Annotated in this window: 22 protein-coding genes; 3 read left to right on the top strand and 19 right to left on the bottom strand. The window is 61.9% G+C overall.

The window, feature by feature from the left end; all coding sequences use genetic code 11:
- Positions 1-11: 11 nt before the first annotated feature.
- The 15 genes from fnr to ccoN (LJY18_RS15585) all read right to left on the bottom strand — a co-directional run bounded on the left by fnr (position 12) and on the right by ccoN (LJY18_RS15585) (position 14,790).
- The gene (gene fnr / locus LJY18_RS15655; RefSeq protein WP_238042732.1) at positions 12-746 is read right to left on the bottom strand and encodes a fumarate/nitrate reduction transcriptional regulator Fnr; all 735 of its coding nucleotides are present in this window, start codon (positions 744-746) and stop codon (positions 12-14) included.
- 164 nt (positions 747-910) lie between these two features.
- Positions 911-2,293: an oxygen-independent coproporphyrinogen III oxidase gene (gene hemN, locus LJY18_RS15650; RefSeq protein WP_238042731.1), complete on the bottom strand. Its 1,383-nt coding sequence runs from the start codon at positions 2,291-2,293 to the stop codon at positions 911-913.
- Positions 2,294-2,467: 174 nt separating this feature from the next.
- A complete protein-coding gene (locus LJY18_RS15645) occupies positions 2,468-3,151 on the bottom strand; it encodes a sulfite exporter TauE/SafE family protein (RefSeq protein ID WP_238042730.1) in 684 nt (227 codons plus the stop codon).
- Positions 3,144-3,362 carry a cbb3-type cytochrome oxidase assembly protein CcoS gene (gene ccoS, locus LJY18_RS15640; protein ID WP_238042729.1) on the bottom strand — a complete coding sequence of 73 codons (219 nt, stop codon included), beginning with the start codon at positions 3,360-3,362 and terminating at the stop codon, positions 3,144-3,146. Before ccoS ends, LJY18_RS15645 begins: the two co-directional genes overlap by 8 nt.
- Positions 3,363-3,458: 96 nt before the next feature.
- Entirely contained in the window at positions 3,459-5,867 is a 2,409-nt protein-coding gene (locus tag LJY18_RS15635; protein ID WP_238042728.1) for a heavy metal translocating P-type ATPase, read from the bottom strand.
- A 111-nt stretch (positions 5,868-5,978) separates the two neighbouring features.
- On the bottom strand, positions 5,979-6,485 hold the full coding sequence (locus LJY18_RS15630; protein WP_238042727.1) for a FixH family protein: 507 nt from the start codon (positions 6,483-6,485) through the stop codon (positions 5,979-5,981).
- Between the two features lie 14 nt (positions 6,486-6,499).
- Complete coding sequence (ccoG, locus tag LJY18_RS15625) at positions 6,500-7,906, bottom strand: cytochrome c oxidase accessory protein CcoG (protein WP_238042726.1); 1,407 nt, start codon at positions 7,904-7,906, stop codon at positions 6,500-6,502.
- 137 nt (positions 7,907-8,043) lie between these two features.
- The gene (ccoP, locus tag LJY18_RS15620; protein ID WP_238042725.1) at positions 8,044-9,030 is read right to left on the bottom strand and encodes a cytochrome-c oxidase, cbb3-type subunit III; all 987 of its coding nucleotides are present in this window, start codon (positions 9,028-9,030) and stop codon (positions 8,044-8,046) included.
- Complete coding sequence (locus tag LJY18_RS15615) at positions 9,027-9,212, bottom strand: cbb3-type cytochrome oxidase subunit 3 (RefSeq protein ID WP_238042724.1); 186 nt, start codon at positions 9,210-9,212, stop codon at positions 9,027-9,029. Before LJY18_RS15615 ends, ccoP (LJY18_RS15620) begins: the two co-directional genes overlap by 4 nt.
- Before the next feature lie 6 nt (positions 9,213-9,218).
- Positions 9,219-9,827, bottom strand: coding sequence for a cytochrome-c oxidase, cbb3-type subunit II (gene ccoO, locus LJY18_RS15610; RefSeq protein ID WP_238042723.1), 609 nt, complete (start codon positions 9,825-9,827; stop codon positions 9,219-9,221).
- Entirely contained in the window at positions 9,827-11,269 is a 1,443-nt protein-coding gene (gene ccoN / locus LJY18_RS15605; protein ID WP_238042722.1) for a cytochrome-c oxidase, cbb3-type subunit I, read from the bottom strand. Before ccoN (LJY18_RS15605) ends, ccoO (LJY18_RS15610) begins: the two co-directional genes overlap by 1 nt.
- Before the next feature lie 355 nt (positions 11,270-11,624).
- A complete protein-coding gene (ccoP, locus tag LJY18_RS15600; RefSeq protein WP_238042721.1) occupies positions 11,625-12,557 on the bottom strand; it encodes a cytochrome-c oxidase, cbb3-type subunit III in 933 nt (310 codons plus the stop codon).
- Positions 12,554-12,739, bottom strand: coding sequence for a cbb3-type cytochrome oxidase subunit 3 (locus LJY18_RS15595; RefSeq protein ID WP_238042720.1), 186 nt, complete (start codon positions 12,737-12,739; stop codon positions 12,554-12,556). The genes ccoP (LJY18_RS15600) and LJY18_RS15595 overlap by 4 nt, the downstream gene beginning before the upstream one ends.
- Positions 12,740-12,742: 3 nt before the next feature.
- Positions 12,743-13,351, bottom strand: coding sequence for a cytochrome-c oxidase, cbb3-type subunit II (ccoO, locus tag LJY18_RS15590; RefSeq protein WP_238042719.1), 609 nt, complete (start codon positions 13,349-13,351; stop codon positions 12,743-12,745).
- Positions 13,351-14,790, bottom strand: coding sequence for a cytochrome-c oxidase, cbb3-type subunit I (gene ccoN / locus LJY18_RS15585; RefSeq protein ID WP_238042718.1), 1,440 nt, complete (start codon positions 14,788-14,790; stop codon positions 13,351-13,353). Before ccoN (LJY18_RS15585) ends, ccoO (LJY18_RS15590) begins: the two co-directional genes overlap by 1 nt.
- Positions 14,791-14,894: 104 nt before the next feature.
- On the opposite strand from ccoN (LJY18_RS15585), the gene LJY18_RS15580 reads away from it, so the two are divergent.
- Positions 14,895-15,575: an alpha/beta family hydrolase gene (locus tag LJY18_RS15580; protein WP_238042717.1), complete on the top strand. Its 681-nt coding sequence runs from the start codon at positions 14,895-14,897 to the stop codon at positions 15,573-15,575.
- A gap of 55 nt (positions 15,576-15,630) precedes the next feature.
- Here the strand turns inward: LJY18_RS15580 and LJY18_RS15575 are convergent, their stop codons facing one another.
- On the bottom strand, positions 15,631-16,569 hold the full coding sequence (locus LJY18_RS15575) for a DMT family transporter (RefSeq protein WP_238042716.1): 939 nt from the start codon (positions 16,567-16,569) through the stop codon (positions 15,631-15,633).
- Between the two features lie 203 nt (positions 16,570-16,772).
- Here LJY18_RS15575 and aceK point away from each other — a divergent pair, with 203 nt between their 5' ends.
- Together aceK and LJY18_RS22575 are read left to right on the top strand one after the other, a co-directional pair.
- Complete coding sequence (gene aceK, locus LJY18_RS15570; RefSeq protein WP_238042715.1) at positions 16,773-18,497, top strand: bifunctional isocitrate dehydrogenase kinase/phosphatase; 1,725 nt, start codon at positions 16,773-16,775, stop codon at positions 18,495-18,497.
- 172 nt (positions 18,498-18,669) lie between these two features.
- Positions 18,670-18,804, top strand: coding sequence for a PA1414 family protein (locus LJY18_RS22575; RefSeq protein WP_300657094.1), 135 nt, complete (start codon positions 18,670-18,672; stop codon positions 18,802-18,804).
- 77 nt (positions 18,805-18,881) lie between these two features.
- Here LJY18_RS22575 and LJY18_RS15565 read toward each other — a convergent pair whose 3' ends face one another.
- The 3 genes from LJY18_RS15565 to LJY18_RS15555 all read right to left on the bottom strand — a co-directional run bounded on the left by LJY18_RS15565 (position 18,882) and on the right by LJY18_RS15555 (position 21,623).
- Positions 18,882-19,616 carry an MBL fold metallo-hydrolase gene (locus LJY18_RS15565; protein WP_238042714.1) on the bottom strand — a complete coding sequence of 245 codons (735 nt, stop codon included), beginning with the start codon at positions 19,614-19,616 and terminating at the stop codon, positions 18,882-18,884.
- Between the two features lie 135 nt (positions 19,617-19,751).
- The gene (locus tag LJY18_RS15560; protein ID WP_238042713.1) at positions 19,752-21,092 is read right to left on the bottom strand and encodes a purine-cytosine permease family protein; all 1,341 of its coding nucleotides are present in this window, start codon (positions 21,090-21,092) and stop codon (positions 19,752-19,754) included.
- Positions 21,093-21,173: 81 nt separating this feature from the next.
- A complete protein-coding gene (locus tag LJY18_RS15555) occupies positions 21,174-21,623 on the bottom strand; it encodes a YybH family protein (protein ID WP_238042712.1) in 450 nt (149 codons plus the stop codon).
- Positions 21,624-21,652 lie beyond the last annotated feature (29 nt).

Below are 21,652 nucleotides of genomic sequence, written 5' to 3'. Positions count from 1 at the left end.
TCATGCTTCGGTCAGCCGTCGAGGTTGCCACCGGCCAGGGCGCACAGCTCGATGGGGTCGAGAATATGCACCGATTTGCCTTCGGCTTCGAGCAACTGGTTTTGCTGGAAGCGGGTAAATACCCGGGAGACGGTTTCCACCGCAAGGCCTAAATAGTTACCAATTTCGTTGCGCGACATGGCCAGGCGAAACTGGTTGGGCGAAAAGCCCCTGGCGCGAAAACGGGCAGACAGGTTGACCAGAAAGGTGGCGATACGTTCGTCGGCGGTTTTCTTCGACAGCAGCAGCATCATCTGCTGGTCGTCGCGGATTTCCCGGCTCATCACCCGCATCAGCTGGCGCCGCAGTTGTGGCAGCAGAATCGACAGCTCATCGAGCCTTTCAAAGGGGATTTCACAGACCGAGGTGGTCTCCAGTGCTTGCGCGGATACCGGGTAGGTCTCGGTGTCCATGCCGGACAGGCCGACCAGTTCGCTGGGCAGGTGGAAACCGGTGATCTGTTCTTCGCCACTGTCGCTCAGGCTGAAGGTCTTCAGGGCGCCGGAACGCACGGCGAACACCGAATCGAAGACATCGCTTTGGCGAAACAGGAACTCGCCTTTCTTCAGCGGGCGACCACGCTTGACGATTTCGTCCAGCGAGTTCATGTCTTCCAGATTAAGTGAAAGCGGTAGGCACAAGGTTGCCAGGCTGCAATCCTTGCAATGAGCTTGATGTGGGGTATGCAGCTTGATGCTTCCGGACATCGGCGTCGATTCCTAGGTAAAACACGCAATGCTCGTAAGGTTACAGCAGGGGGGCGGCCTCAGCCAGTCGAGGAAAGTCTTAATTGGTTAGCGGAATACAGCTTTACAGTGCCGGAAAATGACCGCTCGTCTGCGTTCACCGATAAAACGCGATCCATATACCGCTAGATCACCCGCGATAAGCGCTGGTGATTGTCCAGATTGAGGTAGTGATCGAACAGCATGCACAGGGAGCGCGCCAGTAGGCGACCGGCTGGGCGCACCTCGATGCCTGCGGCGCTGAGGTCGATCAAGTCATCCCGGGCCATTTGCTCCAGTTGTGGCCAGATTTCGGCAAAGTACGCGCGGAACTGGATGCCGTGGGCCTGCTCGATCTCGGCAAAGTTCAGGCAGTAATGGCAAGTCAGCTGCTGAATCACCGCGCGCCGGACGCGGTCATCGGCATTGCAGTGCAGCCCACGCTGGGTGGCCAGTTGGCCGCTGGCCAGGGTTTGCTGGTACTGGCCCAGTTCGCTGTCGTTCTGGCAGTAGAGGTCGCCGATCTGGCTGATGGCCGATACGCCGAGGCCGATCAGGTCGCAATGGCCGTGGGTGCTGTAGCCCTGGAAGTTGCGCTGCAGTCGGCCGTCTTCCTGGGCGCTGGCCAGTTCGTCATCGGCCAGGGCGAATTGATCCATGCCGATATAACGGTAACCCGCAGCGCTGAGCTGGGCGATGCTGCCCTGCAGTATCGCCAGTTTGTCTGCTGGGCTGGGCAGGTCGCTGCTGTCGATGCGTCGCTGCGGCATGAACCGTTCGGGCAAGTGTGCGTAGTTGAAGAGTGACAGTCGGTCGGGCTGCAGGGCGATGATTTCGTCCAGGGTCAGGGCGAAGCCTTGCGGGGTCTGCTTGGGCAGGCCATAGATCAGGTCGATATTGACCGAGCGGAATTGCAGGGTGTGGGCGGCTTCGACGATCGAGCGGGTTTCTTCTAGGGTTTGCAGGCGATTGATCGCACGCTGCACCGCCGGGTCGAGGTCTTGCACGCCGAGGCTGACCCGATTGAAACCCAGTTCGCGGAGCAGGCCCATGGTCGACCAGTCGGCTTCGCGTGGGTCGATCTCGATGCTGTAGTCGCCGGAGTCGTCATCCAGCAGGTTGAAGTGCTGGCGCAGCTGGCTCATCAGGTGACGCAGTTCGTCATGGCTGAGAAACGTCGGCGTGCCACCGCCAAAGTGCAGCTGCTCGACGCGCTGGCGACGATCGAGGTGGTGGCCGATGATGGCCATCTCGTGTTCCAGCGCACGCAGATAGGGCTGGGCGCGCCCGCGATCCTTGGTGATCACCTTGTTGCAGGCGCAGTAGTAGCAGACGTGTGCGCAGAATGGCACATGCACATAAAGTGACAGCGGGCGCAATTCCTTGCGGCTGTCGCGCATCGCGTGCAGCAGTTCGAATGAGCCGACACCGCTGTTCATCTGCACGGCGGTGGGGTAGGAGGTGTAACGCGGCCCGGCCTGATCGTAGCGACGGATCAGGTTTGTATCCCAGTGGATGGCGTCAAGCATACGGGTAATCCCCGATCCAACTATCAAGGTCGGGAGTCTATGCAAGCGTGCTTTCGGGCGTCTTGACCTGTGTCAACGGGAGTTCGGGGGAGAGGGCAAGGCCACGGGGATCAGGGATGGGTCGCGCGTGGACCAGGTGGAGCCCGCCACCCCATTGGCTTACCTGCCAAAGCCTCAATGCCCCATCAGCCAGTGCTGATGCGGACCGGGCAGGGTCCACAGACCGAAGAGGATCACCAGTAGGCCACCGGCCATGCGCACGCCCTGTTTGCGCAGCAACACAGTCACGCGTTCGGCCGCCATACCGGTGGCCAGCAGCACCGGCAGGGTGCCGATGCCGAACGCCAGCATCAGTGCGGCGCTGTCGAACGCATCACCCTGGCTCGCCGCCCAGAGCAGGGTGCTGTAGACCAGGCCGCACGGCAGCCAGCCCCATAGGCCGCCGAGGAGCAGGGCGCGAGGTAGGCTGGTGACCGGCATGAAGCGTCGGGTCAGTGGTTGAATATAGCGCCACAGGCCGCGTCCCAGTGCTTCGATGCGGGTCAGGCCACTCCACCAGCCGGCCAGATACAGGCCCATGGCGATCAGCAGCAGCGCGGCGACAACCCGTAACAACATGGCCGCCGGGCTGCTGGCCAGGGCCCAGCCGGCCATGCCGAGGAGCAGGCCGGCGGTGGCATAGCTGAGAATCCGCCCGAGGTTGTAGGACAGCAATAGCTGAAAACGTTGCGCGCGCTGTTCAGCCGGTATGGCCAGGGTCAGTGCGCCCATCAGGCCGCCACACATGCCCAGGCAATGGCCGCCGCCGAGCAGGCCGAGGATCAGCGCGGACAACAGCAGGGGCGCCAGTTCAAGCACGGGGCGGCTCCTGGTCGTCGGTTGGCTCGTCGGGCTTTTGCGCCTGGCTGACGCCGGCCTTGTGCATGGGGTCGTCGTCGTCGAACAGAATGCTGTGGGCCGGGCCGTCGAGGTCGTCGTACTGGCCGCTGTCGACAGCCCAGAAGAACAGCCAGATGGCGAAGCCGACCAGAGCAATGGCAACCGGGATCAGGATGTAGAGCGCAGGCATGGGGTCTCCGGGGCCAATAAAAAGCGGGGTAGGTTGGGCTGTGTTCCGCAAAGCCCCGCAAGCTGAATTTGATGGGCTTCGTTCCTCGGCAGCAACCTACGGATTGGGGCTGCGGGTCAGGCGTAATGCATTCACTACCACCAGCAGCGAGCTGAGCGACATGCCCAGCGCGGCCCAGATCGGCGTGATCCAGCCGATGGCGGCGAACGGCAGTACCAGGCCATTGTACAGGCTGGCCCAGACCAGGTTCTCGATGATGATCCTGCGGGTGCGCCGGGCCAGGCTGAAGGCCTGTACCAGGCTGCTCAGGCGGTTGGATAGCAGCACCGCATCGGCACTGGTTTTCGCCAGGTCGGTGGCGCTGCCCATGGCCACGCTGATATCGGCGCCGGCCAGCACCGGCACGTCGTTGACCCCGTCACCGAGCATCAGGACCCGGCGACCCTGTTCATGCAATTTGTGCAGTTCAGCCAGTTTGGCGTCGGGGGTCATGCCGCTGCGGGCGTCCTCGATGCCCAGCTGGCGAGCCACTTCACCGACCATCGGCGAGTTGTCGCCCGAGAGCAGCAGTACCTGCCAGCCGCGCGCGCGGCAGGCGGCGAGGAGGGCGGGGGCGTCGTCGCGCAGGCGGTCATCAAGGACGAACCAGGCGAGCGGGCCGTGGCTGTCGCCGAGCAGCAGCCACTGGCCCTGTTCGCCGGGGATCTCCGGCGCGGCCTGGCCACTCAACTGGCTGACGAAGTCGGGCTGACCAATGCGCAGCTGGCGTCCTTCAACCAGGCCCTGCAATCCCCGCCCGGGAATACTGTCGACCTGTTCGGCGGCTTGGGCGGCGCGGCCAAAGGCGCGCGCGATCGGGTGTTCCGAGCGGTTTTCCAGGGCGGCGGCCAGGGCCAGGCAGGCATCGCTGTCCAGCGCGCCGAGTGGATGGATGGCGTTCAGGGTCAGGCGGCCTTCGGTCAGGGTGCCGGTCTTGTCGAAGATCACCGTGTCGATCTGGTTGAGGCCTTCCAGCACATGGCCGCGGGTCAACAGCAGGCCAAGCTTGTGCAGGCTGCCGGTGGCGGCGGTCAGGGCCGTCGGGGTGGCCAGGGCGAGGGCGCAGGGGCAGGTGGCGACCAGCAGGGCCAGTACTATCCAGAATGCACGTGAGGAATCGATCTGCAGCCAGGCCAGGCCAACCACGGCGGCCACCACCAGCACGATCAGCAGGAACCACTGCGCCACCTGGTCGGCGATCTCCGCCAGGCGTGGCTTCTCGCTTTGGGCGCGTTCAAGCAGACGGACGATGGCCGACAGCCGGGTGGCATCGCCAAGCGCCTGCACTTCGACCGTCAGCGGCCCTTCGACGTTGAGGGTGCCGGCGGTCACGCTGTCGCCCACGCCGCGTGCTTGCGGCAGGTATTCGCCAGTCAGCAGCGATTCGTCGACGCTCGACTGGCCGCTGAGAATGCGGCCATCGGCCGGCAGCAGGGCGCCGGGCGGCACCAGCACCTGCTCGCCTGTGCGCAGTTCGCTGAGCAGGATCCGCTGGCTCTGGCCGTCGGCATCCAGGCGCAGGCAGGAGGCTGGCAGTAGCTGCACGAGCTGCGCAGTAGCCGCCGCCGTGCGCTCGCGGGCGCGGCGTTCCAGGTAGCGGCCGGTGAGCAGGAACAGGGCGAACATGCCGACCGCATCGAAATACAGCTCGCCCTGGCCGCTGACGGTCGACCAGATGCCGGCGACATAGGCGCCGCCGATGGCCAGTGACACCGAGACGTCCATGGTCAGGTGGCGGGTGCGCAGGTCGCGCAGGGCACCGCGGAAGAACTGGCCGCAGCAGTAGAAGACGATCGGGGTGGTGAGGAACAGGCTGACCCAGCGCAGGATCATGTCCAGCTCGGGGCTGAGGTCGATGTTGAATTCTGGCCAGGTGGCCATGGTCGCCATCATCACCTGCATCCACAGCATGCCGGCCACGCCCAGTTCGCGCATGGCCCGGCGATTTTCCCGTTGCAACTGCTCGGCGGCGGCATCGGCCTGCCAGGGGTGTGCGGCATAGCCGATCTTGCGCAGCTCCTTGAGCAGCTGGCTTAGCGGCAGCTGACTATCGGCCCAGCGCACCTGCAGGCGGTGGTTGGACAGGTTGAGGTGGGCCTCGGCAATTCCCGGTACATCGCGCAGGTGTTTCTCGATCAGCCAGCCGCAGGCGGCGCAACTGATGCCTTCGATCAGCAGGCAGGTTTCGCTCAGCTCGCCGTGCTGCTCGACAAAGGGCTGCTGCACGTCGGCGCGGTCATACAGCGCCAGCTCATCGGGCAGGGCCTGCGGCAGGCTTTGCGGGTTGGCGGAGCTTTCGCTGCGGTGCTTGTAGTAGTGCTCCAGCCCGCCGGCGACTATGGCCTCGGCCACCGCCTGACAGCCCGGGCAACACATGGCACGAGTCTCGCCCAGCACCTGGGCGAGAAAGCGGCTGTCGGCAGGGACCGGCAGGCCACAGTGGTAACAGGGGGTCGGGCTAGCCATGGGGGCGGAGTCGTGTACCTGGCGTTGCGATATAGCCTGTTAACGATGGCGGCGGGGTGCAGTCTGCGCGCCGAGGCGTTTCACCAGCAGCACTGTTGTCGCGACAGCACACTACTGGGCATCCCCGAGGCGGATGGTCTTGCCGCTTTCCAGGGTTTCTTCCTCGAACAGGCGCCAGTCCTTGCCACCTTCCTGGCCGATCAGCTCGACGAAGCGCCGACCCTGCACCACATCCTGCATCTGCCCGCGGTACAGACCTTGGCCTTGTGGCTGCAGAATGATGCGCCGGTCGCGCTCCGGTTGGGTGGGCGAGATCAGATTCAGCACCAGTTGTGCCGGGCCGCTATTGCCGTGCAACTGCAATTGGGCAAGGCCGGTTTCGTCGTCGAGGTCGAGGGTGGCGTGCAGTTGCAGTTGCAAGGCCAGGGATTCGCGCTCCAGCGACTGGTTGATGCCTTTGCCGACATCGTAGTAGTCATCGGAGATCAAGCCCGGCGGATTGCGCGTGGCAATGGTCAGCAGGGTCAGCCCTTGCACGACCGAGTAACCCAGCAGGGCAATGAGGAACCAGGGCCAGAACTGCTTGAACCAGGGTTTGATCGGTGCTTCGTCAGACATGCTTGGCCTTTTGATCAGCGGACGCTCGGGCCGATAAAGCGGCTGGCGGCGTCGTTGTTGATGCTCGCATCGTCCGCGGAGCGGATGTGGAACATGATTTCATTGGTGCTGGACGGCAGTTTTTCCGGGTCAATCGACAGTTCGACCGGTAGCGACAGCACTTCACCGGCGAGGGCCTTGATTTCACGCTTGCCTTCGTAGACCAGGCCGTCGAGGCCATCGGCTGCGATCAGGTAGGTGACCGGTTGCTGGGCCTTGTTCATGATCTTCAGGGTGTAGACGTTCTCGATTCGGCCTTGCTCGTTCTCGCGGTAGAGCACGCGATCCTTGAGCACGTCCAGTTCGACCAGTGAGCGGCTGGCCACGGCCCAGGCGAAGACGGCCATCATCGCCAGCAGGGCGATGGCGTAGCCGATCAGGCGCGGGCGGACCAGCTGGGTCTTTTGTCCCGACAGGTTGTGTTCGGTGGTGTAGCTGATCAGCCCTTTCGGGTAGTTCATCTTGTCCATGATGCTGTCGCAGGCGTCGATGCAGGCTGCACAGCCAATGCACTCGATCTGCAGACCGTCGCGGATGTCGATGCCAGTCGGGCAGACATGCACGCACATCTTGCAGTCGATGCAGTCGCCCAGTCCTTCGGCCTTGTAGTCGGCGTCGCGTTTGCGCGGGCCGCGCTGCTCGCCGCGACGTGGGTCGTAGGACACGATCAGGGTGTCCTGGTCGAACATCACGCTCTGGAAGCGTGCATAGGGGCACATATAGATGCACACCTGCTCACGCAGATAGCCGGCGTTGCCGTAGGTCGCCACGGTGAGGAAACCGACCCAGAACAGTGCCCAGCCGCCGGCCTCGAGGGTGAAAAGTGCGGGAATCAGTTCGCGGATTGGCGTGAAATAGCCGACGAAGGTGATCGCCGTGATCAGCGATACACCGGCCCAGATGCCATGCTTGGCCAGTTTGCGCAGGAATTTCTGCGCAGTCATCGGCGCTTTGTCGAGTTTCATGCGTTGGTTGCGGTCACCTTCAGTGACCTTTTCCGCCCACATGAACACCCAGGTGAATACGCTTTGCGGGCAGGTGTACCCGCACCAGACGCGGCCGGCATAGACGGTAATGAAGAACAGGCCGAAGGCGGCGATGATCAATATGGCCGACAGCAGGACGAAATCCTGGGGCCAGTAGGTGGCGCTGAGGATATGGAATTTGCGCTCTGGCAGGTTCCACCAGACGGCTTGACGGCCATTCCAGGTGAGCCAGACAGTGCCGAAATAGAGGATGAACAGCAGTGCGCCGCCGAGCATGCGCAGATTGCGGAAGATGCCGGTGAAGGAGCGGGTGTAGATTTTTTCGCGATTGGCGTAAAGGTCGACGGTATCGACCTTGGCCGGGGTAACGTCTTTAACGGGAATCTGCGTGCTCATCAGTGTGTACCACGGCGGTTGGTTGGCTGCCCCGGCCGATACATGCCGGCCGAGGTCATTCTCGCTATTACGCTATGGTACGCCTGGCTTGCCCGGGTTGGGTGCGACCGGAGGTCGCGCTCAACTCAGGGGGAGAATTACTTCTCCTCGGGTTGTTGCGACAGGCTGTACACATACGCCGCCAGCAAGTGCACCTTGTCATTGCCGAGGAAGTCTTCCTGGGCAGGCATCTTGCCGTTGCGACCATAGCGCAGGGTCTGCTGAACCTGAGCGAAGCTGGAGCCATAGAGCCAGGTCCGGTCGGTCAGGTTCGGCGCGCCCATGGCCTGTTGCCCCTTGGCGTCAGCACCATGACAGACTGCACAATTGGCGGCGAAGATGTTTTGACCTGCGGCAACGTCTACCTGGATACCTTCCGGGTTTTTCAGGCCCGACAGGCTGCGCACGTAACCGGCGACATTGCGGATGCCTTCTTCGCCAAGTGCGGCCAGTTGCGCAGGCATCATGCCCTGGCGACCGCCCATGATGGTGGTCTTGATGGTTGCAGCATCGCCACCGTACAGCCAGTCGTTGTCGGTCAGGTTTGGAAAGCCGTAGGCACCTTTGGCGTCGGAGCCATGGCATACCGAGCAGTTGGACGCGAACAGGCGGCCACCCATCTTAAGTGCTTGCTCGTCCTGTGCGACCTGTTCGATTGGCATGGCTGCATACTTGGCGAAAAGCGGCCCGTATTGAGCGTCAGCCCTGGCCATTTCCTTTTCCCACTGATGCACGCCGGTCCAGCCTGCATTTCGCACGCCGTCACTGATTTGAATGTCGGTGGCGAACGGCGTCTTGGCTTCGTTATCGAGGTACTCGTAGCCTGGCAGCAGGCCTTTCCAGTTGCCCAGGCCCGGATAGAGCACAAGGTAACCCAAGGCGAAGATGATGGTGGCGAGGAACAGCATGAACCACCACTTGGGCAGTGGATTGTCGTATTCCTCGATGCCATCGAAGCTGTGCCCGACAGTCTCTTCGGTAGCTTCCTGGCGCTGGCCCTTGCGAGTGCCAAAGATCAGCCAGGTCAGCGCGAAGATGGTGCCTAGGGAGAGGATTGTTACGTACCAACTCCAGAACGTGGTCATTGGTTATTGCTCCTGGAAGATTTCTCGTCACGCTCACTGGATTTGGGGTCGTCAGCGAAGGGCAGATTGGCTGCTTCGTCGAAGTTCGATTTACGCTTGCTGCTATAGGCCCAGAGCACAACGCTGATAAAGGCGATGAACACCACTGCCGTGCCTATGCCGCGAATAGTCCCGATGTCCATTGCGCGTTACCGTTTGTTCTTGATTGAGGTGCCGAGAACCTGCAGGTACGCGACCAGTGCGTCCATTTCGGTCTTGCCCTTCACTGCGTCCTTGGCCCCGGCGATGTCTTCATCGGTGTAGGGGATGCCGAAACCGCGCATGACTTCAAGCTTCTTCGCGGTGTCCTTGCCGTCGAGTTTGTTCTCGACCAGCCAGGGGTAGGCCGGCATTTTTGACTCGGGCACCACGTTGCGCGGGTTGTACAGGTGCGCGCGCTGCCACTCGTCCGAGTAGCGGCCGCCGACCCGGGCCAGGTCCGGGCCGGTGCGCTTGGAGCCCCAGAGGAACGGGTGGTCATAGACGCTTTCGCCGGCGACCGAGTAGTGGCCGTAGCGCTCGGTTTCGGCGCGGAACGGACGGATCATCTGCGAGTGGCAGCCGACGCAGCCATTGGCGATATACACGTCGCGGCCTTCCAGTTGTAGCGCGGTGTAGGGCTTGAGACCTTCCACCGGCTCATTGGTGACGTCCTGGAAAAACAGCGGGACGATCTGGGTCAGGCCGCCGATGCTGACGGCGAGTACCATCAGCAGCGCCATCAAGCCGATATTCTTCTCGATGATTTCGTGTTTCATCAGTGGGCGCTCCCAGCGGTGAACTGCGCGGCCGCTTCGTATTCAACCGGCTTGGCGGCTCGCACGGTGCGGTAGGTGTTGTAAGCCATCAGCAGCATGCCGGTGACGAAGAACATGCCGCCGACCATGCGCACCACGAAACCAGGATGGCTGGCTTCCAGCGCTTCGACGAAGGAGTAGGTGAGGGTGCCGTCCTGGTTGACTGCGCGCCACATCAGGCCCTGGGTGATGCCGTTGACCCACATCGAGGCGATGTAGAGCACGGTGCCGATAGTGGCCAGCCAGAAGTGCAGGTTGATCAGCGCGATGCTGTGCATCTGCTCGCGGCCGTAGACCTTGGGGATCATGTGATACAGCGCACCGATGGAGATCATGGCTACCCAGCCGAGGGCGCCGGCGTGTACGTGGCCGATGGTCCAGTCGGTGTAGTGCGACAGGGCGTTGACCGTCTTGATCGCCATCATCGGGCCTTCGAAGGTCGACATGCCGTAGAACGCCAGCGAGACCACCAGAAAGCGCAGGATCGGGTCGGTGCGCAGCTTATGCCAGGCGCCCGACAGGCTCATCATGCCGTTGATCATGCCGCCCCAGCTCGGCGCCAGCAGAATCAGCGACATCGCCATGCCCAGCGATTGCGCCCAGTCCGGCAGCGCGGTGTAGTGCAGGTGGTGCGGGCCAGCCCAGATATACAGGGTAATCAGTGCCCAGAAATGCACGATGGACAGGCGATAGGAGTAGATCGGGCGCTCGGCCTGCTTGGGTACGAAGTAGTACATCATCCCCAGGAAGCCGGTAGTCAGGAAGAAGCCCACGGCATTGTGGCCGTACCACCACTGGATCATCGCGTCGGTCGCGCCGGAGTACATCGAGTACGACTTGAACAGGCTCACCGGCATGGCGGCGCTGTTGACGATGTGCAGCATCGCGGTGACCAGGATGAAGGCACCGTAGAACCAGTTGCCTACATAGATGTGCTTGGTCTTGCGCTTGACCACGGTGCCGAAGAACACCACCGCATAAGCGACCCAGACAATGGTGATCAGTACATCGATCGGCCATTCCAGTTCGGCGTATTCCTTGCTACCGGTGTAACCCATTGGCAGGGTGATGACTGCCAGCACGATCACTGCCTGCCAGCCCCAGAAAACGAAAGCGGCTAGTCCGTCGGAGATCAGGCGGGCCTGGCTGGTGCGTTGCACCACATAGAAGGACGTGGCCATCAGCGCACATCCGCCGAAGGCGAAGATCACCGCGTTGGTGTGCAGCGGACGCAGACGGCCGAAGCTCGTCCATTCCAATCCCAGGTTGAGTTCCGGCCACACGAGTTGTGCGGCGATGAACACACCTAGAAGCATGCCAATGACTCCCCAAATCACCGTCATCACGGCGAATTGGCGAACCACCTTGTAATTATAAGCAGTCTGACTGATTGCTGTGCTCATGCTGGGTTCCACGGTTAATGGATTTTTATAGGGGGTAAAAATCGGCGGCAAGTATGGAGAAGGCAGGTAGCCAATGCAACGCCGTAGACCCACTGGGTCGTGCCTTCAAGGGCTTTTGGCAAGGGTTTCGCGGGGGCTCTGCAGTGTCTTGTCGACAACAAAAAAGCCGGGCGAAGATGGCCTTGCCCCGAGTTATGGCGGCTGGCGACTGCTGGCAAGCTTAACTCAAATCAAGAAATGACCAAGCCGCAGCTGGTCGATGCGACGTTGCGTCGCACCTGCTGCGGGCTGACAGAATGTGGAGTCGGGGAGGAGTTGGCGACAGTTTTCTGTCGCCAATTTTGCAGGAGGGAACTTACTCGGCTCGCTGTTGCGCCTGACTCAGGCTCAGCACATAGGCAGCCAGCAGGTGCACCTTGTCGTTACCCAGGTACTGCTCCTGGGCTGGCATCTGGCCGTTGCGGCCGTGGCGGATGGTCTGCTGCAGTTGCACCAGGCTGCTGCCATAGATCCAGCCAGCGGACTTGGTCAGGTCGGGCGCGCCGAGCATGGCCATGCCTTTGCCTTCTGCACCGTGACAGGCTTGGCAATTGCCGGCGTATATCTGCGCACCCTGCTGCAGGTCGAAGGACTTGTCGGCAGGCAGTGGCAGGCCGGCCAGGTCATGGCGCACGTAAGCCGCCACCTGTTGCACGCCGTCCTCGCCGATCACCTGGCCCCACGCGGGCATCATGCCCATGCGGCCATTGAGGATGCTGGTCTTGATCGCGGCAGGCTCGCCACCCCAGCGCCAATGCTTGTCGGCCAGGTTGGGGAAGCCCGCCGAGCCCTTGGCGTCGGAGCCATGGCAAACCGAGCAGTAGGTGGCGAACATGCGGCCGCCCATTTTCAGTGCCTGCTGATCTTTAGCCACTTCTTCCAGGGGCATGGCGGCATATTTGGCGAAGATCGGCCCGTATAGCTCGTCGGCCTGATCCACTTCGCGCTGCCACTGGGCAACCTGGGTCCAGCCATCTGCGTAGCCTGGCAGCACGCCTTTCCAGTTGCCCAGGCCGGGGTAGAGCACCAGGTAGCCCACGGCGAAAATCAGCGTGCCAATGAACAGCATGAACCACCACTTGGGTAGCGGGTTGTCATATTCCTCGATGCCATCGAAGGAGTGACCCATGGTCTGCTCGGTCTCGTTCTTGTGCGTCTCGCTCTTGCGGGTCGCGAAAATCAGCCAGAACAGGGCGAGCAGGGTGCCAACGGTCAGCAGGGTTACATACCAGCTCCAGAAGGTACTCATGGGGTGTTGCTCCTCGATGCAGCGGACGTGGGTTCATCGGCAAAAGGCAGGTGTGCCGCCTCGCTGAACGTGGCGCGACGCTTGCTGCTGTATGCCCAGAGCGTCACGCAGACAAAGGACAGCATTACCAGTGCCGTACCTATGCCGCGAAGGGTGCCGATATCAATGTTTGCGAATGACATGGCCTACCTCTTGCTCTTGATGGCAGTGCCGAGTACTTGCAGGTAGGCGACCAAGGCATCCATCTCGCTTTTGCCCTCGACCGCTGCCGCGGCGCCGGCGATGTCCTCCTCGCTGTAGGGCACGCCGACCGTGCGCAGCGCCTTGAACTTGGCCGCGGTGTCCTGGCCGTCCAGGGTGCTTTCCACCAGCCACGGGTAGGACGGCATCTTCGACTCCGGTACCACGTTGCGCGGGTTGTACAGGTGGGCGCGGTGCCACTCGTCCGAGTAGCGGCCGCCGACCCGGGCCAGATCCGGGCCGGTACGCTTGGAGCCCCAGAGGAACGGATGGTCGTAGACGCTTTCACCGGCGACCGAGTAATGGCCGTAGCGCTCGGTTTCGGCGCGGAACGGCCGGATCATCTGCGAGTGGCAGCCGACGCAGCCTTCGCGGATATAGATGTCGCGACCTTCCAGTTGCAGCGCGGTATAAGGCTTGAGGCCGGCCACCGGCTCATTGGTGACGTCCTGGAAGAACAGCGGGACGATCTGGGTCAGGCCGCCGATGCTCACGGCGAGCACCATCATCAGTGCCATCAGGCCGATATTCTTCTCGAGTATTTCGTGTCTCATCAGTGGGCTCCTTCAACCGAATACTGTGCAGCAGCTTCCAGCTCGGCTGCCTGGGTATGGCGCACGGTCTGCCAGACGTTCCAGGCCATCACCAGCATGCCGCTGAAGAAGATTGCGCCGCCGATCAGCCGCACCACAAAGCCCGGGTGGCTGGCTTCCAGGGCTTCGACGAAGGAGTAGGTGAGAGTGCCGTCTTCGTTGACTGCACGCCACATCAGGCCCTGGGCGATGCCGTTGACCCACATTGAGGCGATATAGAGCACGGTGCCGATGGTGGCCAGCCAGAAATGCACGTTGATCAGGCCGATGCTGTGCATCTCATCGCGTCCGAAGACCTTGGGGATCAGGTGATAGAGCGAACCGATCGAGACCATGGCGACCCAACCTAGGGCGCCGGCATGGACGTGACCGATGGTCCAGTCGGTGTAGTGCGAGAGCGCGTTGACGGTCTTGATCGCCATCATCGGGCCTTCGAAGGTCGACATGCCGTAGAAGGCCAGCGACACCACCAGAAAGCGCAGGATCGGATCGGTGCGCAACTTATGCCAGGCGCCCGACAGGGTCATCATGCCGTTGATCATGCCGCCCCAGCTGGGAGCCAGCAGGATCAGCGACATCACCATGCCCAGGCTCTGCGCCCAGTCCGGCAGTGCGGTGTAGTGCAGGTGATGCGGGCCGGCCCAGATGTATACGGCGATCAGCGCCCAGAAGTGCACGATGGACAGGCGATAGGAGTACACCGGACGCTCTGCCTGCTTGGGCACGAAGTAATACATCATGCCGAGGAAGCCGGCCGTCAGGAAAAAGCCCACCGCGTTATGCCCGTACCACCACTGGATCATCGCGTCGGTCGCCCCGGCGTAGGCCGAGTAGGACTTGGTAAAAGTCACCGGAATGGCCATGTTGTTGACCAGGTGCAGGATGGCCACGGTGAGGATGAAACCGCCGAAGAACCAGTTGCCCACATAGATGTGGCTGACCTTGCGCTTCATGATCGTGCCGAAGAACACAATGGCGTAGCTGACCCAGACCACCGTGATCAGGATGTCGATCGGCCATTCCAGTTCCGCGTACTCCTTGGAGCTGGTGTAGCCAAGCGGCAGACTGACGGCCGCCAGCACGATCACCGCCTGCCAACCCCAGAAGGTGAAGGCCGCCAGCTTGGGCGCGAACAGGGTAGCCTGGGAGGTGCGTTGCACCGCGTAGTAGCTGGTGGCAAACAGTGCGCAACCGCCGAAGGCGAAGATCACCGCGTTGGTGTGCAACGGGCGCAGGCGACCGAAGCTGGTCCACGGCAGGTCGAAGTTAAGTGCGGGCCAGGCCAGTTGCGAGGCGATCAGTACGCCGACCGCCATCCCGACTATGCCCCACACCACCGTCATGATGGCGAACTGGCGCACCACCTTGTAGTTGTAGGCGGAACTGATTGTAGTGTTCATGTCTGGGTTTCCATCCACGGTTATGGGCAGATCATTCAAAACAGTCGGCCTCGCGTGAGCATGAGCTCTGACGCGGGCCGAAGGACTTCTAAAGCGAGGCAAGCATGAGCAAAGGGCAAAGTGCCGGTATTGACGGGGGTCAATGTGCGCAGCCGGCGAGGCATGATGAGTGGCTGTGGAATCGGCCTGCCGCGGCAGCGCAAGCCACCCTGATCCTCGCCCACGGCGCGGGGGCGCCAATGGACAGCGAATTCATGACGCAAATCGCGCAACTGCTGGCCGCGCGCGGGATTGCAGTGCTGCGCTTCGAGTTCGACTACATGGCCGCACGCCGTCTGGATGGCAAGAAACGCCCACCCAACCCCCAGGTCAAACTGCTGGAAAAGTGGCGTGCGCTGTATGCCCAGGTGCGCCAACAAGTCGCAGGGCCACTGGCCATCGGCGGCAAGTCCATGGGCGGGCGCATGGCCAGCCTGCTGGCCGACGAACTGGGTGCCGATGCACTGGTCTGCCTGGGTTATCCGTTCTATGCCGTTGGCAAAGCGGACAAGCCCCGCGTCGCGCACCTGGCCGAACTGCACACACCGACCCTGATCGTCCAGGGCGAGCGCGACGCCCTCGGCGACCGGCAGACGGTCGCCGGTTATCAATTATCCAAGGCGATAACGCTGCACTGGCTGGCAAGTGGCGATCACGACCTCAAGCCGCTTAAGCGCTCAGGCTTCAGTCATGAACAACACATGCAGGCTGCGGCAGATAGCGTGGCAGGCTTTCTCTCGCGCTAAGGGGCCCCGCAGGGCGAGCGAAATGCGTCATCTGGCAGTCGATAACGCATGTTTCTTATGGGTGACGCTCAAGCCTGGCGGGTTTCTCGACTGGAATGCCGGGCGTTTTCATGGCCGTGCTCGGGCGTACCACCAGCCACAGGGCGATGGCGATCAATATGCCGCCATACAGATAGGCCCAGGACAGTGGTTCGTCGAGCAGCAGGGCGCCCCATAACACACCGAACGGCGGGATCAGAAAGGTGGTGGTCGATGCCTTGATCGGGCCGATATCAGTCAGCAGGCGAAAATACAGCACGTAAGCGAAGGCCGTGCAGATAAAGCCAAGCCCGGCCAGGGACAGCCATTCCTGCAGGCCGCCCCAACTCGCTGGCGGTTGTACGATCAAGCTGCCCGCGAACAGGGGCAGGAGGAACAGGCTGGCGCCGCAGAGGCTGCTGAATGCGGTGAGGCGATTGTCCAGGCCGCCCTGTTGACCGATCCAGCGCCGGGTGAGAAAGCCGGCAAAGCCGTAGCAGGTAGTGGCGATCAGGCAGGCCGCAGCGCCGAGCAGCAGTTGCTGATCGACCTCGACCGGGCCAGTCCGGGTCAGTACGGCGACGCCAAACAGACCAAGCGCCACTCCAGCGGCTTTGCTCAGCGTCAGTGCCTCGGCAAAGAACAGCATGCCGATTAGCACACCCATCATCGGCGTGGTGGCGTTGAAAATCGCCGAGTAGCCGGCCGGCAGCACCAGCGCCGCCAGGCAATACATGGCCGACGGCAGACCTGCATTGATCACCCCGAGCACCAGGCAGTGCTTGAGCTTGCCGCGAAAGTCCCACTGCACACGCATGATCAGCAAAATCGCCAGTAGGCCGAGGGTGCCCAGGCTGGCGCGGAAGAATGCGGTCGGCATGCTGCCGAGTACGGGTGCCACGATCCGCATGAATAGAAAGCTGGCGCCCCAGATGGCGGCGAGCAATAACAGGCGCAGCAGGTCGGCGAGGCGCACAACGAACTCCAAGTCGGGTAGGGGCGGGCAGTGTTGCCGGGCATGCCAGGCAAGGCAATGCGAAAGCAGCTTTTAAATTCGCCAGTCAGCAATATTTAGCCGCGATACAGCCGTTTTGCCGTTTCCGGCTTTTCCTCGGGGCGGTCACTGGCTAAGCTCGGCAGTTCATCCAGTCGGTTTATATTTTCCCTAGAGGTCTGCCCATGTCGCAGCAATGGCCCGCCAGCGCTATCGCCACGCTTATCCTCGACGGTTTTGACGATTATCGTGAGCAGTTCCGGCAGATTACCAACGGGGGGCGGGAGCGTTTCGAGCAGGCGCAGTGGCAGGAAATCCAGCAGGCTGCGGCCGCGCGTATCGCCCTTTACGAAGATTTCGTCAGCGAAGTCAGTCAGCGCCTGCACAAGGCCTACCCGGCTGAGGTGCTGCTGGATGTGGCGCAGTGGCCGCTGGTCAAGTCGGCCTATATCAGCCTGATCGACGTGCGTTGCGACGACGAACTGGCGGAGACCTGGTTCAATTCGATCTTCTGCGGGCTGTTCAGCCATGACCAGATCAACGATGGCTGCATGTTCATTCACACCACGCGCCCGGCCCTGCGCGCCAATGTTCCGACGCCGCTGACCCGGATCTACCGACCCCAGGGCAATATCGAGCAGGCGCTGCGGCAGATCGTCGAGGATTACCGTTTCGAGGTGGCTTACGATAACGTCGAGCGGGATCTTGCGCGGCTGATCAAGCAGGTGCACGAGAACTTGCCAGACTGGGTGTGCAAGGATCCCGAGCTGCGTATCGAGCTGTTCTCCTCGCGCCTGTACCGCAACAAGGGTGCCTACCTGGTCGGGCGCATCAATACCCGTGACGAACAGTGGCCGTTGGTGATCCCGCTGTTGCACCGCGAGGGCCAGGGTATCCAGATCGATACGCTGATCACCGATGAGGCCGAGGTGTCGATCATCTTCTCCTTCACCCGTTCCTATTTCATGGTACGGGTCGACTATCCGGCTGAGTTCGTCGGGTTTCTCAAGCGCATCTTGCCGGGCAAGCATATTGCCGAGTTGTACACCTCGATCGGCTTCTACAAGCATGGCAAGTCGGAGTTCTATCGCGCGTTGATCAATCACCTGGCGAGCACCGACGACAAGTTCATCATGGCTCCCGGCGTGCGTGGCATGGTCATGAGCGTGTTCACCCTGACCGGCTTCAATACCGTGTTCAAGATCATCAAGGACCGTTTCGCCCCGTCGAAGAACGTCGACCGCAATACGGTGATTGAGAAGTACCGCCTGGTGAAGCGGGTCGACCGGGTCGGCAGGATGGCCGATACCCAGGAATTCGCCGATTTTCGCTTCCCCAAGGCCAAGTTCGAGGCGGATTGTCTGGCCGAACTGCTGGAGGTGGCGCCATCGACTGTCGAGGTCGACGGCGATACCGTGCTGATCCGCCACTGCTGGACCGAGCGGCGCATGACGCCGCTGAACATGTATGTCGAAAATGCCAGCGAAGCCCAGGTGCGCGAAGCGCTCGATGATTATGGCCTGGCGATCAAGCAGTTGGCCGCCGCCAACATCTTCCCCGGCGATATGCTGCTGAAGAACTTCGGCGTGACCCGTCATGGCCGAGTGGTGTTCTACGACTACGACGAAATTTGCTTCCTCACCGAAGCCAATTTTCGGCATATCCCGCCACCGCGCTACCCGGAGGATGAGATGGCCTCCGAACCCTGGTATTCGGTGGCGCCGCTGGACGTGTTTCCCGAGGAGTTCCCGCCGTTTCTGTTCGCCGATATGAAGCTACGCCGCTTGTTCAGCCAGCTGCACGGCGAACTGTATGACGCCGATTACTGGAAAAGCCTGCAGGATGCGATTCGCGCAGGCAAGGTGATCGACGTGTTCCCCTACCGGCGCAAAGCCGAGCAGATCGAATAGGGCAGCTGGCAAAGCGCCAGGCCTCTGACGCAGTTTTTGCCCGGGCCGACAGCCGGTCATGCTCAGGGCGGTTTGATTTGCATCAAGCCTCGGCGGTTGCGCTAGGGTTAATCTATGTCGAGATAAGGTGCATTCGGGTGCCTTATCGAAGTCCTTGGCAGGAGGTAATTCCATGATGGCCAAGTTGCATAACGCCTTACACGACCTGTTGGTTGCCTTGGGTTTGCTTGATCGGCCGAAACTGCAGCCTGTGCCTGTGCGCGACGACGATCAGCGCCGCCCACAAGCGCCTCGCCGCCGTCGTTAATAGTTCAAGGTAGGGTGGGCATTAGCCCACCAGGGGCGAGCATTGGCAACCACTGCTTAAGGTGCGCCTTATGCAGGTTAGGTCAGTTGCGGGTGATCGTTGAACCATTGCCCAATCAGTTCGTGCATGCGTTCACCGGAAAAACTCGGGAAGTGCCCGCCATGTACGTTGCGTACCGGTAGTTGGCGCAAGCGGGCCAGACTTTGGGCGTAATCCTGCAGGTTCGAGTGATAAGCATCTTCAATCAAGGGGCCGTCATAGAGAATATCGCCGGTAAACAACGTCTGCGTTGCCGCCTCCCACAGGCTGATACCACCTGGTGAATGACCGGGGGTATGCAGCACCTGCAATACCCGATCGCCCAAATCCAGCACATCACCTTCCTCGATCAATCGGGTTGCCGGCGCGGCCTTGACCCGGTACTCGGCATAGCACAGCGGACAATCCGGATGCGCCTCGAACATCTCGTCGCCGACGAAGTCGCTGGCCAGGGTATTGGCCCCGGTTGGCGCCGCCAGTATGTCCGCTTCGGCGGGATGCACCAGACGCTCAGGGAACTCATGGTGCCCGGCGATATGGTCGAAGTGACAATGGCTGGCCACCGCCAGCAACGGCCGCTCGGTGAGCCAGGGTAATTGCTCGCGCAGGCTGACCAGGCCGGAGCCGGAGTCGATCAAGGCATCACGGTCACGGCCTTGTATATGCCAGAGGTTGCAGCGGTAGAAGGGCCGGATATAGGGCTCGTGGATCAGGCAGATGCCGTCATGGCGATGCTCCACCTCAAACCACTGGTCGCGGCTGACTATTTTCATGGTGGCTTCCTGGGGCTGGTCTGCAACGTTGAGCGTGTTCTGGCGCGCAGGGCGCACCTTGCCTTGACGGATATTTGTAGGGGGCAGCGTGCGCAGCGAAACCCGCTAAATAGGTCCCGCTGCAATTAACCAAACCTACGCCAACTGTGCCTTGGGCACCAGCACCCAGCGGCGCAATACGGTGTAGCTGGCGGCGGTGATCAGGAATACCGGCAGCGAGGCACCAAATGACAGCGGCGCCACCCAGCCCCAGTAGTAGGCCAGCAGCGCGCCCAGGCCATAGGCGGCAAACGCGGCCGGGTTGATGCCGGCCAAATATCGGTAGCGTCCGCCGTCCTCGCTGAGCAGGTCGCCTACGTTGTAGTGGCCGCGATGGATCAGGTAGAAATCGGCGATCAGTACGGCGAAGGCCGGGATAAACACGCTGCCAATGATCAGCAGAAAATTCTGGAAGTTGTCGAGAATGCCGGGGATCTGCGAGCCGAGGATCGACAGCACGCCGATGCACAGGGCTGGCTTCCAGAACTTGGTCTTCGGGCTGATATTCAGGTACGACAGTGAGGCGCTGTACACGCACATCACGTTGGTGGTCATCACCGAGAGGAAGACGACTATGGCCGCCGGCAGACCGAAACCGAAGCCGGCCAGCAGCACTGCCGGGTCATAGGTCTGCTCCATGCCAGTGAGCACGCTGAAGCCCGATACCGTGGCACCCAGGCCCATGGCCAGCAGGGTGGCGGCGACATAGCCGACCCAGGTGCCGATAGCTGCCACGCCCTGGCTACGGCAGTTGCGGTTGTAGTCGGCGGCCAGGGGAATCCATGAAAACGCCGTGGCGATGACGATATCGAAGGCGATGCCGGGGGTGATCCCGTTGCGCGGCTCGGTCGACAGGCTCAGCAGGCCGCTGAATTCGAACTTCTGTCCCATCACATAGAACACTGCGCCGGCCAGAATGAGCATGCCGATGGCCGCCCAGCGCTCGACCCGCTCGATGCCCAGGTGACCGCGCAGGGCGATCAGCAGTACCAGGGTCTCGCAGAGGATGGTGAACAGCGGCAGGTTGGAGTAGCCGGTCATGTGCTCGACCGCATAGTTCAGGCTCATGCCGGCCAGCAGCGCCTGGATCCAGCTCCAGGCCAGCAGGGTCAGCAGGTTGACCAGCGACGGCAGTTTGGCGCCCAGCGGGCCGTAGCTGCCCCGTGCCAGAACCATGGTGGTGAGGCCGCTGCGTTGGCCCATCAGACCGACCAGCACCAGCGGCAGGATACCGATGCCGGAGCCGACCAGGACGATCAGCATGGCCTGCAGGAATGGCAGGTCGGGTACCAGCAGCATGCCGGTAAGGATAGTGGTGACGACCACGTTGGCACCCAGCCACAGGGCGGTGGTGCCGCTCAGGCCGAGGCTGCGATGTTCGCTGGGGGTAGGCGCAAGGCCATCCTGACCAAAGTAGTGGGCTAGGTTCTTGAGCACGCGGGTGACTCCCCTGATTGTTGTGGCTATTGATTCACTAGGTGTGGTGCGTGGCAGTCTGCAGCTAAGGCTATGCCGGCTTTAGTCGCCGGGTAGCAGGGACAGGTGTTCGTGGCAGGCCAGCCAGTGGCGGCTGCCAGGCTGTCGGCGGAAGACAATGCTTTCACGCTCGCGGCTATGCAGTTCTTTGCCTGCAAGGCGCAAGTGGGTACTGACTTCATGGACGAAGATCGCAGTGTCTCCGTGTAGGGTCAGCAGCGGCTTGCTAGAGCTGCAGGCGAGCACGACAAAGCCCTCGGTCTGCCAGCTGGCCCAGAGTTGGCGATAGGCGTCGAGGTTGGCCAGTACCGTGGGACAACTGTGGAAGACAAAGCTGGCGTCCTCGCTGAACGCTGCGAAATACGCCGCGCTGTCGTTGTCGGCGAAGGCCGTGACCAAGGCGGCCGCAGCTTGCAGCACATCGTTACGGTCGGCGCACTCTGGCTGTGGGGCTGCGCCTGGCGTCAGGGTTGCTGCAGTGTTGGTGATCATTTCGGCCCCTTGTATATGGTTGGCGGTGT

The sequence above is a fragment of the Pseudomonas sp. MMS21 TM103 genome (assembly GCF_022132145.1).
Classification (GTDB): Bacteria; Pseudomonadota; Gammaproteobacteria; order Pseudomonadales; family Pseudomonadaceae; genus Aquipseudomonas.
This window is presented reverse-complemented; position numbering and strand designations above follow the sequence as displayed.